General features: G+C 70.3%; 15 protein-coding genes. 7 read left to right on the top strand and 8 right to left on the bottom strand.

The window, feature by feature from the left end:
• Window positions 1–23 precede the first annotated feature (23 nt).
• The gene (locus tag ACWGN5_RS30155; protein ID WP_453520947.1) at window positions 24–443 is read left to right on the top strand and encodes a DUF6304 family protein; all 420 of its coding nucleotides are present in this window, start codon (window positions 24–26) and stop codon (window positions 441–443) included.
• Window positions 444–500: 57 nt separating this feature from the next.
• Here ACWGN5_RS30155 and snpA read toward each other — a convergent pair whose 3' ends face one another.
• Window positions 501–1190: a snapalysin gene (gene snpA / locus ACWGN5_RS30150; protein ID WP_453520944.1), complete on the bottom strand. Its 690-nt coding sequence runs from the start codon at window positions 1188–1190 to the stop codon at window positions 501–503.
• Window positions 1191–1376: 186 nt separating this feature from the next.
• Here snpA and ACWGN5_RS30145 point away from each other — a divergent pair, with 186 nt between their 5' ends.
• From ACWGN5_RS30145 to ACWGN5_RS30135, 3 genes are all read left to right on the top strand, one after another.
• Window positions 1377–2345, top strand: a complete 969-nt coding sequence (locus ACWGN5_RS30145; protein WP_453520942.1) for a LysR family transcriptional regulator — start codon at window positions 1377–1379, stop codon at window positions 2343–2345.
• Entirely contained in the window at window positions 2342–2812 is a 471-nt protein-coding gene (locus tag ACWGN5_RS30140; RefSeq protein WP_453520939.1) for an N-acetyltransferase family protein, read from the top strand. Before ACWGN5_RS30145 ends, ACWGN5_RS30140 begins: the two co-directional genes overlap by 4 nt.
• 141 nt (window positions 2813–2953) lie before the next feature.
• On the top strand, window positions 2954–3877 hold the full coding sequence (locus ACWGN5_RS30135; protein WP_453520936.1) for a serine hydrolase: 924 nt from the start codon (window positions 2954–2956) through the stop codon (window positions 3875–3877).
• Between the two features lie 71 nt (window positions 3878–3948).
• On the opposite strand, the gene ACWGN5_RS30130 is transcribed toward ACWGN5_RS30135, so the two are convergent.
• The 3 genes from ACWGN5_RS30130 to sodN form a co-directional block, all read right to left on the bottom strand.
• Window positions 3949–4164 carry a DUF6243 family protein gene (locus tag ACWGN5_RS30130; RefSeq protein WP_453520934.1) on the bottom strand — a complete coding sequence of 72 codons (216 nt, stop codon included), beginning with the start codon at window positions 4162–4164 and terminating at the stop codon, window positions 3949–3951.
• 135 nt (window positions 4165–4299) lie between these two features.
• Complete coding sequence (locus tag ACWGN5_RS30125; RefSeq protein ID WP_453520931.1) at window positions 4300–5442, bottom strand: hypothetical protein; 1143 nt, start codon at window positions 5440–5442, stop codon at window positions 4300–4302.
• A gap of 148 nt (window positions 5443–5590) precedes the next feature.
• Window positions 5591–5986, bottom strand: a complete 396-nt coding sequence (gene sodN, locus ACWGN5_RS30120) for a superoxide dismutase, Ni (RefSeq protein WP_041131199.1) — start codon at window positions 5984–5986, stop codon at window positions 5591–5593.
• A gap of 162 nt (window positions 5987–6148) precedes the next feature.
• Between sodN and sodX the strand changes: the two genes are divergently transcribed.
• Window positions 6149–6583: a nickel-type superoxide dismutase maturation protease gene (sodX, locus tag ACWGN5_RS30115; protein WP_453520929.1), complete on the top strand. Its 435-nt coding sequence runs from the start codon at window positions 6149–6151 to the stop codon at window positions 6581–6583.
• On the opposite strand, the gene ACWGN5_RS30110 is transcribed toward sodX, so the two are convergent.
• A complete protein-coding gene (locus ACWGN5_RS30110; protein ID WP_453520926.1) occupies window positions 6487–7116 on the bottom strand; it encodes a CGNR zinc finger domain-containing protein in 630 nt (209 codons plus the stop codon). The two genes, sodX and ACWGN5_RS30110, sit on opposite strands and share 97 nt — an antisense overlap.
• 106 nt (window positions 7117–7222) lie before the next feature.
• On the opposite strand from ACWGN5_RS30110, the gene ACWGN5_RS30105 reads away from it, so the two are divergent.
• The gene (locus ACWGN5_RS30105; RefSeq protein ID WP_453520923.1) at window positions 7223–7972 is read left to right on the top strand and encodes a class I SAM-dependent methyltransferase; all 750 of its coding nucleotides are present in this window, start codon (window positions 7223–7225) and stop codon (window positions 7970–7972) included.
• Between the two features lie 101 nt (window positions 7973–8073).
• On the opposite strand, the gene ACWGN5_RS30100 is transcribed toward ACWGN5_RS30105, so the two are convergent.
• Genes ACWGN5_RS30100 through ACWGN5_RS30090 form a run of 3 tightly spaced genes read right to left on the bottom strand, consistent with a single transcriptional unit; the run spans window position 8074 to window position 10795 of the window.
• Window positions 8074–8835 (bottom strand): amino acid ABC transporter ATP-binding protein, encoded by a 762-nt coding sequence (locus ACWGN5_RS30100; RefSeq protein WP_453520921.1) that lies wholly within the window; start codon window positions 8833–8835, stop codon window positions 8074–8076.
• Entirely contained in the window at window positions 8832–9773 is a 942-nt protein-coding gene (locus ACWGN5_RS30095; RefSeq protein ID WP_453520919.1) for an amino acid ABC transporter permease, read from the bottom strand. The genes ACWGN5_RS30100 and ACWGN5_RS30095 overlap by 4 nt, the downstream gene beginning before the upstream one ends.
• 50 nt (window positions 9774–9823) lie before the next feature.
• A complete protein-coding gene (locus tag ACWGN5_RS30090) occupies window positions 9824–10795 on the bottom strand; it encodes an ABC transporter substrate-binding protein (RefSeq protein WP_453520918.1) in 972 nt (323 codons plus the stop codon).
• Window positions 10796–11330: 535 nt separating this feature from the next.
• On the opposite strand from ACWGN5_RS30090, the gene ACWGN5_RS30085 reads away from it, so the two are divergent.
• A complete protein-coding gene (locus ACWGN5_RS30085; protein ID WP_453520915.1) occupies window positions 11331–12539 on the top strand; it encodes an NAD(P)-dependent malic enzyme in 1209 nt (402 codons plus the stop codon).
• Window positions 12540–12576 lie beyond the last annotated feature (37 nt).

Here is a 12576-nt window from a genome sequence, read left to right as displayed (position 1 = left end):
GGTCATACCGCTACAGTCCGCGCATGTCATCGGAGTCCACAGAAGTCTGGACCGGTTGGTACCGGGACCGCAGCGGCGCGGAAGCGATCGTCCTCACGGCCGACGGGCGGCACGTCGCCACCCGGATCCGGGGGACCGAGTACACCGGCGAGAGCTTCGCCGCCCTCGCCGCCGCCGACGAGGGCGGGCGGCCCCTCACCAACTGCGTCCTGGAGTGGGACCTGCCGCTCCCCGTCGTCGTGGACGGCGCCGCCCAGCAGGCCACCCTCGCCTGCCTGCTGACGCTCGGTGAGCGCGCCGACCTCAGCCTGACCCTGCACTACGGCGGCGCCGCCTTCGAGGCGTGCGTCGCCGGGGGCGACTTCGAAGGAGCCCTGGAGCGGGTACGCAGCCAGCTGCCGCCCGGCGCGGACTTCGGCCGACGGCTCCTCCAGGCGGCCTGAGGCGCGGGACGGCGGCGCCCCGCGGAGAGGGCGCCGCCGCCACGTACAGACTTCGCGTCAGCTCTTGAAGGCGGAGGCGAGGCCGTAACGCCACAGCTGGTCGACGCGGGAGCGCTCCTGCGCGTTCGGCTGGGCGTTCTGGCAGGACGTGCCGGGGCCGCCGCCGGACATCAACTCGCTGCACGGTCCCGTGTAGTGGTCCGGGAGCCCGAGGACGTGCCCGGTCTCGTGGGCGGTGACCCGGGTCGAGTTGTACTGCTGGTTCTGCCGGTAGTCGAGGAAGATGTAGCCGCTGCCGTGGCCGTCGGTGCTGGCGTACGAGCCGCGGGAGTCGTTGCCCTCGTAGTACGCGAAGTCCGGGTTGCTGCCCTCGACGAGCCGGACGTTCACCACCGAGCTGTTCCAGATCTGCGCGGAGCGCGATATCTGGGTGCGGAAGCTCGGCGCGTTCGCCGCGCTGTAGACGACCGTGACGGCCGTCGCGCCCGGCGTCGCGGCCCGCTTCCTCGCCACCGACTTCACGACGGCGTCGAAGAAGGCCTGGTTGGCCTTGGCCTCCTCGGCCGAACCGGCGTACGCCACGGCGGCGTTGCCGGTGGCGACCGTGGTGACCGTGGTGCCCGTGGTGCCTGTGGTGCCTGTGGTGCCCGTGCCGACCGCCGCCGCCGGGGCCGTACCGAGAGAGGCGGCGAGACCGAGACCGAGGGCGGCGGTCAGCACGGAGGTGAGGACCTTGGGGTGAGTCATGGGGGGCTCCTCCTGTTGGGTTTCGGAGAGAGTCTCGGGGAGCCGACCCGCGAAGGGATGATGTCATCCCCCGATAACCCCACCGCATCACCGGAGCCAAAACACCTCAACCCCCTTGAAATGCAAGGCAATTGAAGGGACGCGGCCGTCTGGTGCGACTCCCGGGACCCGCCCTACCCTCGGGACATGGAGCTGGAGGTGAGACATCTGCGCGCGCTCTGCGCCATCGCGGACACGGGGAGCCTGCACAAGGCGGCCCGCCAACTCGGCATGAGCCAGCCCTCGTTGACCACCCAGCTGCGCCGCATCGAGAACTCCCTCGGCGCCGAACTCTTCTCCCGCGGCCGCACCGGCTGCCACCCCACCCCGCTCGGCCGCTCCCTGCTCAGCCGGGCCCGCCCCCTCGTCGCCGACATGGCCGCCCTCGTCACCGAGACCCGGGCCGCGGCCGCCCGCGCCGACGGACCCGGACTCCGCCTCGGCTCCACCGCCAGCCGGGCGCTGCCGGGCTGGCTGCGCCGGCTCCGGCAGCGGCTGCCCGGCACGGACGTCGGCCTCCGGGTGGACGTCTCCGCCAACGCGCTGCTGCGCACGGTCGCCACCGGGCAGCTCGACGTGGCCTTCGTGCACGAGGTGGAGGGCTGCCCGCTGAGGGTCCCCGAAGGCCTCACCGGCCGCGTCCTCGTCGCCCGCGAACCGCAGTTCGTCTCCATGGCCCGCGACCACCCGGCCGCCGCCCGCCCCGTCGTCGACCTCGTCGACCTCGCCGCCGACCACTGGATGGTCGACCCGACCGTCGACGGCGAATGGGACGGCCTCCGCCGGGTCCTCGGCGCCGCCGGCATCGACCCGCCCCTGCTGCACGGCGACTACCACACGGCCGCCTCGCTCATCGTCCTCGGCGAGGCCGTCGCCCCCTGCCAGCCCACCTCGGTCCCGCGCGAGGACATGGCCATCCGCCCCCTGCGCGGCGACCCCCTCGGCGTCCGCCTCCTCCTCTACGCGCGCCCGGGCGCACCCCTGGACGTCCTGTACGCCGAACTCGCGGCGGCCTACCGGGAGGTGGCCCTGCGGGCGGCCCCGTACCGCGAGTGGCTCCGCCGTCAGGGCACGACGGCAACGATGTCGGTGGGACCGTGCATGATGACGGCATGAGCGCACGCGAGGCAGAAGTACGGCACGCCCACCCCGAGGACCTGCCCAGGATCGTCGAACTCATCACCGAACACGCCGCGTACGAGAAGGCGGCGCCCCCGGCCCCCGGCCTCGCCGACCGCCTCGCCGGCCTCCTCTTCGGCCCCGAGCGCCCCCGCCTCCGCTGCTTCGTCGCCGTCCTCCCGGACGGCACCCTCGCGGGCTACGCCACCTGCGCCCCGGAGCTCTCCACCTGGGACGGCACGGAGTACCTCCACATGGACTGCCTCTACCTCACGGAGCCGTCCCGCGGCCACGGCCTGGGCCCCCTCCTGATGACGGCCCTCCGCACGGAGGCCCGCAGCCTGGGCCTCCCGGAGCTCCAGTGGCAGACGCCCGCCTGGAACGAGGACGCGATCCGCTTCTACGACCGCCTGGGAGCGACCTCCAAGGAGAAGCGCCGCTACACCCTCCCGACGGAGGCGTAGGACCGGGGGAGTCCCGGGGAGGTCCCGCCCTTCACCGAATTCACCGGATCCACCGAATTCGTACAACCATCCGCACGCTCAGGAGTCATGTAGGGCGACTGCGCCGTAGGCGCGTTCGATCCGTTGTCCAGGGGGACCCACATGACTCATCGCATATCCCTGCGCGCCCGCGTGCTCCCGGCCGTGGTCGCGGCCGGGATCCTCGTGCCCGTCGTCGCGGGCGCGGCGCCCGCTTCCGCCGCCACCGCGCCGCAGGTCAGCTGCACGTCGGGCAAGGCCGGGCTCGCCGCCCAGCTGCAGAGGGACATCACCGCCGCCCTCGCCACGCGCAGCGGCACCGTCGCCGTCGGCCTGCGCGACCGCACCACGAACACCACCTGCACCCTGCGCGCCACCACCTCGTACGACTCGGCCAGCGTCGTGAAGGTGACCGTCCTCGCCACGCTCCTCTGGGACGCGAAGAAGACCAACCGGTACCTGACCTCACGCGAGGCCACCCTCGCCACCGCCATGATCACCAAGTCCGACAACGCGGCCACCACCGCCCTGTGGAACCAGCTCGGCGTCACCAAGGTGAAGGGCTTCCTGGCGGCCGCCGGCATGACGCGGACGGTGCCGGGATCCGGCGGCTACTGGGGGCTCACCCAGATCAACGTCACCGACGAGCAGCGGCTGCTCTCCCTGATCACCGCCCGGAACTCGGTCCTGAGCGACAACGCCCGCGCGTACATCCTCAAGCTCATGGGGAACGTCATCACCTCGCAGCGGTGGGGGACCCCGGCGGGCGCGCCCTCCTCGGTGTCGAAGCACGTCAAGAACGGCTGGCTGCAGCGCGCGACGCGCGGCTGGCGGGTGCACAGCGTCGGCACGTTCCAGGGCGGCGGCCACGACTACACCATCACCGTGCTCACCGACGGCAACAGCACGATGACCTACGGCGTGAACACGATCCAGGCCGTGGCCAAGGTGATCCACCGCGACCTGTTCCCGACGGCCCCGACCGCGACCCGCTACACCCCGACGACGACGCCGAGGGAGGCGTTCGTAGCGGTACCCCAGGGCTGACGCCCTGGCCCCGCCCGGTAGGCAACAGGGCCCGGGCCGCGCGTCGCGGCCCGGGCCCTGGCGCTGGTACGTCAGCTCTGTGAGGGCTCGCCGCCCACCTGCCCGGCGCCCTCGTCCGCGCCTGTCTTCTCGCGCATCTTCCGCACCAGCTCCGCCTTCTTGTCCGCCGCCTGCCGGCGGTCGAGGTTGCGGTGAGGGCCGTTGTTCTGCCGTTCGGCACGGGACAGCTTCTTGCGCTGACCGCCGCCCTGGCCCACGGGGTTGTTGATGTTCTTGCTGTCGGTCACGGGTTCTCCCGGTCAATGAAGTGAAGTGATCTCCGGATTCGCCGGTGCGGCCGGCCGGCGACGTCGAAGAACGTCAGCACAGACCGATCCCGCACTCACTCGTGAATCGGCGTCTGGAAGAACATGACAACGACGTTACCCGCTCGTGCGCGCTTCGGTGAGCCGGCTTGATCGCGATGGCCAGGGACCGGCGAGTAGACGTCCTGCCTCCTCGACGATCGAGTCCGCCAGGGATTCCCGGTCGCTGCATGGGACCGCCGCCGAGCCGTTGTAGGCGTCGGTCTTGTCGACGAGCGACCTGAGCGACTGCGGCTGGGCCAGTGTGCTCCACCCTTCGTACGTGATGAGATCACCGCCGGCGCCGGGGTCAAGGCTGCCGTTCACGATCAGCTGGAGCCACCAGCGGACGAGCTCCCAGCGGGCCGCTTCCCCCGGGAGGTCCCGGACCACGTCGAGTTCGTCGAGCACCTGGTCGAAAAGGGCGTCGGCCTGGTCGTGCTCGGAGCGTGCCAGGCCGGCGAGGAGGGGGAGGGACTCCGTCTCGACGTCGAGGACCAGGGCCGAGAGGCCGGCCTCGATGAGCTGCTCGGGGTGGTGCCGTCGGCCGATCAGGCGTTCCAGGGCGAGCATCCGGAGGCACTCGACCGCCTCCTGTGCGCTCGTGGCGTACGGAGTGAAGGGCGTGGGCGCGGTGACGTCGATGCCCGGCCCGCCCTCGACGAAGGACGACCAGAAGTCGACGGTCGCGCGGGCGAGGAGGCCGCTCGACCGGCCGGCGAACTCATGGCGGACGTAGTCGGCGAGGTCGTTCCCGTACAGGATGATGTCGGTCTGGTGGACGGACAGGACGGGATGCCCGTGCTCGCCCGCCGCGCCGGGCAGGTAGCGGTGTCCGTAGACCGGGACCAGCTGCGGCACGCTCTCCAGCTCGGTCCTCGCGACGCGCAGCGCCTCGGACGTCTCCGCGGGCCTCGACGGCCAGGCGCGATGCCAGAACCCGTTGTGCTCCACGTCGAAGAGCACGCCGTCCACCGGCCCCGCCAGCCGCCCGGCCAGGTCCTCGGGGTCACCGTCGCGCCAGTCGGGCCACCCCGGCGAGCCGTGCGGGAGCCCGGCGGAGAGAAAGACGCGATGGTCGGCAGCGAAGGCAAAGCCGAACCGCGCCTCGACCGCGTCGAGTTCCCGCTCGGTGAGCCCGGGCCCGATCTCGGTCCGAAGCATGCCCTGAAGGGCCCGGGCGGCGTCCAGGGTCAGTCGTGCGCTCGACGTCGTGTTCACGCCTGCCAGCGTAGTGAGCGGTACGGCCGGGGAAGAAAAGACCGCACCCGGCCCGACAGGGACGCCGTGTTCGGCGGTCTGCGGACCGGGTGCGGTCAGGAGGACCAGTCGATTCAGGAAACCGAAGGTCGGAGGGCGTGATCGAAGATCAGGCCTTCTTGGTCTCCCAGAAGATGCGGTCGATCTCGGCGATGAGCTCCAGCGCCTTCTCGCCCGTCTTCGGGTCGGTCGACGCCTTGGCGGCCGAGAGGGCCTTCAGGGTGTCGTTGACCAGCTGGTTGAGCTCGGGGTACTTCTCGAAGTGCGGGGCCTTGAAGTAGTCGCTCCAGAGCACCGAGACGTGGTGCTTGGCGAGCTCCGCGCGCTGCTCCTTGATGACCGTGGCGCGGGCACGGAAGTGCGGGTCCTCGTTGGCCAGGTACTTCTCCTGGACAGCCTTGACGGACTCGGCCTCGATGCGGGCCTGGGCGGGGTCGTACACGCCGCACGGGAGGTCGCAGTGGGCGCTGACCTTCACCTTGGGGGCAAACAGGCGGGAGAGCATTGAGCCGTCCTTCCTCGTGATCGTCTTCTCAGGTGGGACATTACTCGGTGAGAAGGGCGTTTTCGCGGGCGCCCCCTGGGGCTTAGGTCAAAAGTCCAGGGTCACCATGGGACTCGTGTACGAGTCGACGAGTCGACGCTGGTGTGGAGCGGGAGGTGCCGGATGGTGGGGTCGGGGCGGGAGCGGGCGGCGGAGGCCGGGGCGCCGTTCGGGATCGCCGAGGTGACGGGCATTTCGATGGTGCCCACGCTGTTGCACGGCGACCAGTTGCTCGTGCAGTACGGGGCGCGCCTGCGGGCCGGTTGTGTGGCCGTGCTGCGCCATCCGCTCCAGCAGGATCTGCTCATCGTGAAGCGGCTGATCGAGCGACGCGACGGCGGCTGGTGGGTGCTGGGTGACAACCCGGACGCCGAGGGGGACAGCCGCGTCTTCGGGGCCGTACCGCCCGAGCTGGTTCTCGGGCGGGTGCGGGCGCGGTACCGGCCGGTGACGCCGGGGCGTCAGCGGTCGGCGGGGGTGATGCTCTCCTGGCTGGTCTCCTCGGTCAGGCCGGTGTGGTCCGACCGTTCGGCCTCCAGGCGCTTGCGGGCCCGGTAGGCGGCCACGTTGGCCCGGGTCGCGCAGCGGTCCGAGCAGTAGCGGCGGGAGCGGTTGGTGGAGGTGTCCAGGTAGGCGTTGCGGCACGGCGGGGCCTGGCAGAGGCCGAGCCGGTCGGCGCCGAACTCCGTCAGGTGGAAGGCGAGGCCCATCGCCGAGATGGCGGCGTAGCCCGTCGTCGCGTTCGAGGAGTGGTCGGCGAGGTGCATGTGCCAGCGCGGCCGGCCCTCCTCGTCGAGGGTGTCGTGGCCGGAGATCTGCGGGCTGACCGGGAACTCCAGGAGGAGCGAGTTGAGGAGGTCGACCGCCCCCGTGTGGTCGCCCTCGTCGGCCGCGGCGAAGACGGCCCGCAGCCGGGCGCGCACCGTGCGGAAGCGCGGCAGGTCCGCCTCGGTGACCCGCCGGGCCATCTGGGTGGCGGGGCCGAAGAGTTCCCGGAGCACCTCGACGGAGCTCAGGGTGTCCTTGCCGCGGGCCGGCTCCTCGGTGTTGACCAGACGTACGGCAAAGTCCGAGTAATGGGCCAGTTCCACTTGTAGTCCTTACTTCGGCGGGCTAGTGTCTCGGTCGGAGGGGGTAACGGCTGTTTCCCCTTCGAGGGTATTACGAATGGTAGGGCCGACGCGGGGAGGAACGACCATGACCGGAACCGACTGGGCGGGCTGGCAGCAGAGCTGGGACCGTCAGCAGGAGTGGTACATGCCGGACCGTGAGGAGCGGTTCCGCGTGATGCTCGACATGGTCGAGGCGCTCGTGGGGCCCAAGCCCCGCGTCCTCGACCTCGCGTGCGGTACGGGAAGTATCACGAGCCGGCTGCTCCGTAGGTTCCCCGACGCCACCAGCGTCGGCGTCGACCTCGATCCGGCCCTCCTCGCCATCGCCGAGGGCTCCTTCGCGGGCGACGAGCGCGTCACCTTCGTGACCGCCGACCTCAAGGACCCCGCCTGGGCCGCGAGCCTGCCCCACGAGACGTACGACGCCGTCCTCACCGCCACCGCCCTCCACTGGCTCCACAGCGGGCCCCTGACGGCCCTCTACGGGCAGCTCGCCGGCCTCGTCCGGGACGGCGGGGTCTTCATGAACGCCGACCACATGATCGACGAGGCCACGCCCCGTATCAACGCCGCCGAGCGCGCCCAGCGGCACGCCCGCATGGACCGCGAGAAGGCCGCCGGCGTCCTCGACTGGGCCGACTGGTGGGCCCTCGCCGCCAAGGACCCGGTCCTCGCCGAGCCCACCGCTCGCCGCTTCGAGATCTACGGCGAGCACGCCGACGGCGACACGCCCTCCGCCCAGTGGCACGCCGACACCCTCCGTGCCGCCGGCTTCGGCGAGGTCCGGCCGGTCTGGGCCTCGCCCTGCGACACGCTGGTGCTCGCGGTGAAGTGAAGCGAAGTGAAGTGAAGTGAAGTGAACCGAAAGGGGCCCGCCGGTTCTTCCCGGCGGGCCCCTTTTTCGCTACGCGCCGCTTCTCGGCACCTTCGTCCCGCTTACAGGACCTTGGACAGGAACGCCTTCGTCCGGTCGTGCTGCGGGTTCGTCAGGACGTCCCTCGGGTGGCCCGACTCGACCACCACGCCGCCGTCCATGAAGACCAGCGAGTCGCCGACCTCCCGGGCGAAGCCCATCTCGTGGGTGACGACGACCATCGTCATGCCCGACTCGGCCAGGTCGCGCATGACGTCGAGGACGTCACCCACGAGCTCCGGGTCGAGCGCCGAGGTCGGCTCGTCGAAGAGCATCAGCTTCGGTTCCATCGCCAGAGCACGGGCGATGGCGACACGCTGCTGCTGTCCGCCGGAGAGCTGCGAGGGGTAGTTCCCCGCCTTGTCGCCGAGGCCGACCCGGTCGAGCAGGCGCTCGGCGCGCTCGCGCGCCACCGCCTTGGACTCGCCCTTCACCTGGATGGGTGCCTCCATGACGTTGGCCAGGGCCGTCATGTGGGGGAACAGGTTGAAGCGCTGGAAGACCATGCCGATGTCGCGGCGCTGGAGCGCGACCTCGCTGTCCTTCAGCTCGTACAGCTTGTCGCCCTTCTGGCGGTAGCCGACCAGCTGGCCGTCGACCGACAGGCGGCCGGCGTTGATCTTCTCCAGGTGGTTGATGCAGCGCAGGAAGGTGGACTTGCCGGAACCGGACGGGCCGATCAGGCAGAACACCTCGCCGTTCTGCACCTCCAGGTCGATCCCGCGGAGGATGTGCGCGGCGCCGTAGGACTTGTGGACGCCCTCGGCCTTCACCATGGCAGTCACTTGGCCACCGCCTTGCGGTTCGTGAGGGAGGAGAGGTTCGCCTTGACCTTCTGCCACGGCGTCGGGGGCAGCGACCGCAGCGAGCCCTTCGCGTAGTGCCTCTCCAGGTAGTACTGGCCGATGCTGAAGATCGTCGTCAGGACCAGGTACCAGATCGAGGCGACGAAGAACATCTCCATCACCGCGAACGAGGTCGACGCGATGTCCTGGGCGGCCCGCAGCAGGTCCGGGTACTGGACCGCGACGACGAGCGACGAGGTCTTCAGCATGTTGATGAACTCGTTGCCGGTCGGCGGGATGATCACCCGCATCGACTGCGGCAGGATCACCCGGCGCATCGTCTTGCCCTGCGACATGCCGAGCGCGTGCGCGGCCTCGGTCTGACCCTCGTCGACCGACTGGATGCCGGCCCGGACGATCTCCGCCATGTACGCGCCCTCGTTCAGGCCGAGGCCCAGGAGGGCGGCCAGGAACGGGGTCATGACGTCGGTCATCTCGTCCTTGTAGAACCCGATGTTGAACACCGGGAAGATCAGGGCGAGGGAGAACCAGATGAGCAGCTGGACGTAGACCGGGGTGCCCCGGAAGATCCAGATGTAGAGCCAGGCGACCGCGTTGGTCACCGGGTTCTTGGAGAGGCGCATGATCGCGAAGACGATGCCGAGCACGAGGCCCAGCGCCATCGAGGCCACGCTGATCAGGACGGTGTGCCACAGGCCCGAGATGATGCTCGGGTCGAAGAGCTTCTCCGGCACGGTCGCCCAGCGCACGTTGCCCTGGGAGAACGCGTAGCCGAGGAGGCCGAGGAGGGCGGCGACCACGACAGCCGCCACCCAGCGGCCGTAGTGGCGAACCGGGATGGCCTTGATCGCCTCCGGCGGGGTCCCCGCCGGGGCGGGACCCGCCCCGGCCGGAACCTTGTCGATCTTGTCAGTCACTGCGACTGCCCTTCAGTGGTGCGAGGGAGGGGTGAGGAAGGGCCGGAAGGTCAGGAACCGCCGTTGATCTTGGCCGCGGTGACGGCACCGTCGCCCGCGTTCCACTTGTCGAGCGCGGCCTTGTACGAGCCGTCCTTGATGGCCGCGTCCAGGGCCGCCGCGAGCGCGTCCCGCAGCTGCGTGTTCTTCTTGTCGACGGCGATGCCGAAGAGGCCCGCGTCCGTCTTGTTGGCGATCGCCTCGAAGTCGTTGCCGCCACCGGCCGTCTGGGCGATGTAGGCGGCGACCGGCGAGTCGTTCAGGTCGGCCACGGCGCCGCCCGCCTTGACGCGGGTCTGGGCCTCGGCGTCGGTCGGGTAGGACTCGAAGGTCAGCTTCGGCTTGCCTTCCTTCTCGCACTTGGCGGCCTGGTCCTTGGCGGCCTGCTCGTACGTGGTGCCGCGCTGCACGGCCAGCTTCTTGCCGCACAGGTCGTCGAGCGACTTGATGTTCTCCGGGTTGCCCTTCTTCACCAGGATGCCGGTGGAGGCGGAGAAGTAGTCGACGAAGTCGACGCCGGCGCCGGTCTTGTTGCCCTTCTCGTCCAGGCCCTCCTCACGGGCCTTGGTGTCCGTCATCGAGGACATGACGACGTTGGTGCGGCCGGTCGTGAGCGAGGTCAGCAGCGTGTCGAAGGTGCCGCTCTCGAACTGGAACGTCACGCCGAGCTGCTTGGACAGGGCGGCCGCGATGTCGGGGTCGACACCGACGATCTCGGTGCCCTTCTTGAACTCCATCGGGGCGTACGTGGCGTCCGTGCCGACCTTGATGACGCCCGACTTCTGGATGTCGGCCGGGAGCTTCGAGAAGAGCGGCGCCTTGCTCGCGGCGGCGGAGCCGGTCTCCTTGGTGGAGCCACCGCCCTCGGTCTGGTCGCCACAGGCGGTCAGCAGCATCGAGCCGGCGACCGCGATGGCGGCGACCGCGGCAAGACGGGAAGTGCGGGTCTTGGCGGTCGTACAGCGCGTGGAGCGTGCGGTCATGGTCGGGTTCCTCCGGCGTGTGAGGGAGCTGCCAGGTGTCGCGTACGTCTCTTCGAGTGTCGCGACCTCGTGTGATTACGGCATCTTGCCATTCGGACTGCCACAAACCGACGGCCTCGGATGTCAAAATCGGATAACGGGTCACCCCGAAATCGCGACAGGCCGGTACATCAGGGCCGGATCTTCTTCGGAATCCCTTCCCTTCTGCCGGAAGATCTGCGGTTCATCTCGCCATTCGGACGAGTGGAAGGCCGCCAATCGGGTACGGAGACCATCTATCGGGACATCGGGTGACGTGTCGTTCTCCGTCCACCTCCGGATGCACTCGGTATGAGTCGCGTCACCGAACGGATATGGACTCGTCTGCGGTGCCGTCCGTCCGGTAAGAAGGATCCTTACACCCCTCATCCGGGGCTCAGGGCGCGTTGTGCGGCGCGCCCGCGCGGCTGCCAGACACGGCGGCCGCGGGACCCGCCCACCGCTCCACACCAGGAGCGGCCAACCCTCAAATGAAGCAGACTCAAGGGGTCACCCAATGGCAGCGGAAATCGTCAATCCTCACAACGACAGTGGCACGGAAGCTCCCGAGGAGCCCTTCGATCCCGTCTTCGCCCTCCACCGCGGCGGCAAGATGGCCGTGCAGGCCACCGTCCCCGTCCGGAACAAGGACGACCTGTCCCTCGCGTACACGCCCGGCGTCGCCAAGGTGTGCACCGCGATCGCCGAGCAGCCCGAGCTGGTCAACGACTACACCTGGAAGTCCCAGGTCGTGGCCGTCGTGACCGACGGCACCGCGGTGCTCGGCCTCGGCGACATCGGCCCGGAGGCCTCCCTCCCGGTCATGGAGGGGAAGGCGATCCTCTTCAAGCAGTTCGGCGGCGTGGACGCGGTCCCGATCGCCCTCGCCACCACCGACACCGACGAGATCGTCGAGACCGTCGTCCGCCTCGCCCCGTCCTTCGGCGGAGTGAACCTGGAGGACATCTCGGCCCCGCGGTGCTTCGAGATCGAGCGCAAGCTCCAGGAGCGCCTCGACATCCCGGTCTTCCACGACGACCAGCACGGCACCGCCATCGTCACCCTCGCGGCCCTGCGCAACGCGGCGAAGCTGACCGGCCGGACCCTCGGCGACCTGCGCGGTGTCATCTCCGGCGCCGGCGCGGCCGGTGTGGCCATCGCCAAGTTCCTCCTGGAGGCCGGCCTCGGCGACGTCGCCGTCGCCGACCGCAAGGGCATCGTCAGCCGCGACCGCGAGGACCTCACGGACGTCAAGCGCGAGATCGCCGAGCTCACCAACAAGGCGGGCCTCAGCGGCTCCCTGGAGACCGCCCTGGCCGGCGCGGACGTCTTCATCGGCGTCTCCGGCGGTACGGTCCCCGAGGCCGCCGTCGCCGCCATGGCGCCGAACGCCTTCGTGTTCGCCATGGCCAACCCGAACCCCGAGGTCCACCCCGACGTCGCGCACAAGTACGCGGCCGTCGTGGCGACCGGCCGTTCGGACTACCCGAACCAGATCAACAACGTCCTCGCGTTCCCCGGCATCTTCGCCGGCGCGCTCCAGGTCCGGGCCTCCCGGATCACCGAGGGCATGAAGATCGCCGCGGCCAACGCCATCGCCGACGTCGTCGGTGACCAGCTCGCCGCCGACTGCGTGATCCCGTCGCCGTTCGACGAGCGGGTCGCCCCGGCCGTCGCGGCCGCGGTCGCCGCCGCCGCCCGCGCCGAGGGCGTCGCGCGCCGCTGACGCGCTTCAGGTACGCCGAAGGGCCCTGCTCCTGTCC

Source organism: Streptomyces sp. NPDC055815, assembly GCF_053616475.1.
This window is presented reverse-complemented; position numbering and strand designations above follow the sequence as displayed.

Coding starts and splice junctions, on each gene's coding strand:
- ACWGN5_RS30155 (WP_453520947.1), top strand. CDS start 24: ATGTCATCGGAGTCCACAGAAGTCTGGACCGGTTGGTACCGGGACCGC.
- snpA (WP_453520944.1), bottom strand. CDS start 1,190: ATGACTCACCCCAAGGTCCTCACCTCCGTGCTGACCGCCGCCCTCGGT.
- ACWGN5_RS30145 (WP_453520942.1), top strand. CDS start 1,377: ATGGAGCTGGAGGTGAGACATCTGCGCGCGCTCTGCGCCATCGCGGAC.
- ACWGN5_RS30140 (WP_453520939.1), top strand. CDS start 2,342: ATGAGCGCACGCGAGGCAGAAGTACGGCACGCCCACCCCGAGGACCTG.
- ACWGN5_RS30135 (WP_453520936.1), top strand. CDS start 2,954: ATGACTCATCGCATATCCCTGCGCGCCCGCGTGCTCCCGGCCGTGGTC.
- sodN (WP_041131199.1), bottom strand. CDS start 5,986: ATGCTCTCCCGCCTGTTTGCCCCCAAGGTGAAGGTCAGCGCCCACTGC.
- sodX (WP_453520929.1), top strand. CDS start 6,149: ATGGTGGGGTCGGGGCGGGAGCGGGCGGCGGAGGCCGGGGCGCCGTTC.
- ACWGN5_RS30105 (WP_453520923.1), top strand. CDS start 7,223: ATGACCGGAACCGACTGGGCGGGCTGGCAGCAGAGCTGGGACCGTCAG.
- ACWGN5_RS30090 (WP_453520918.1), bottom strand. CDS start 10,795: ATGACCGCACGCTCCACGCGCTGTACGACCGCCAAGACCCGCACTTCC.
- ACWGN5_RS30085 (WP_453520915.1), top strand. CDS start 11,331: ATGGCAGCGGAAATCGTCAATCCTCACAACGACAGTGGCACGGAAGCT.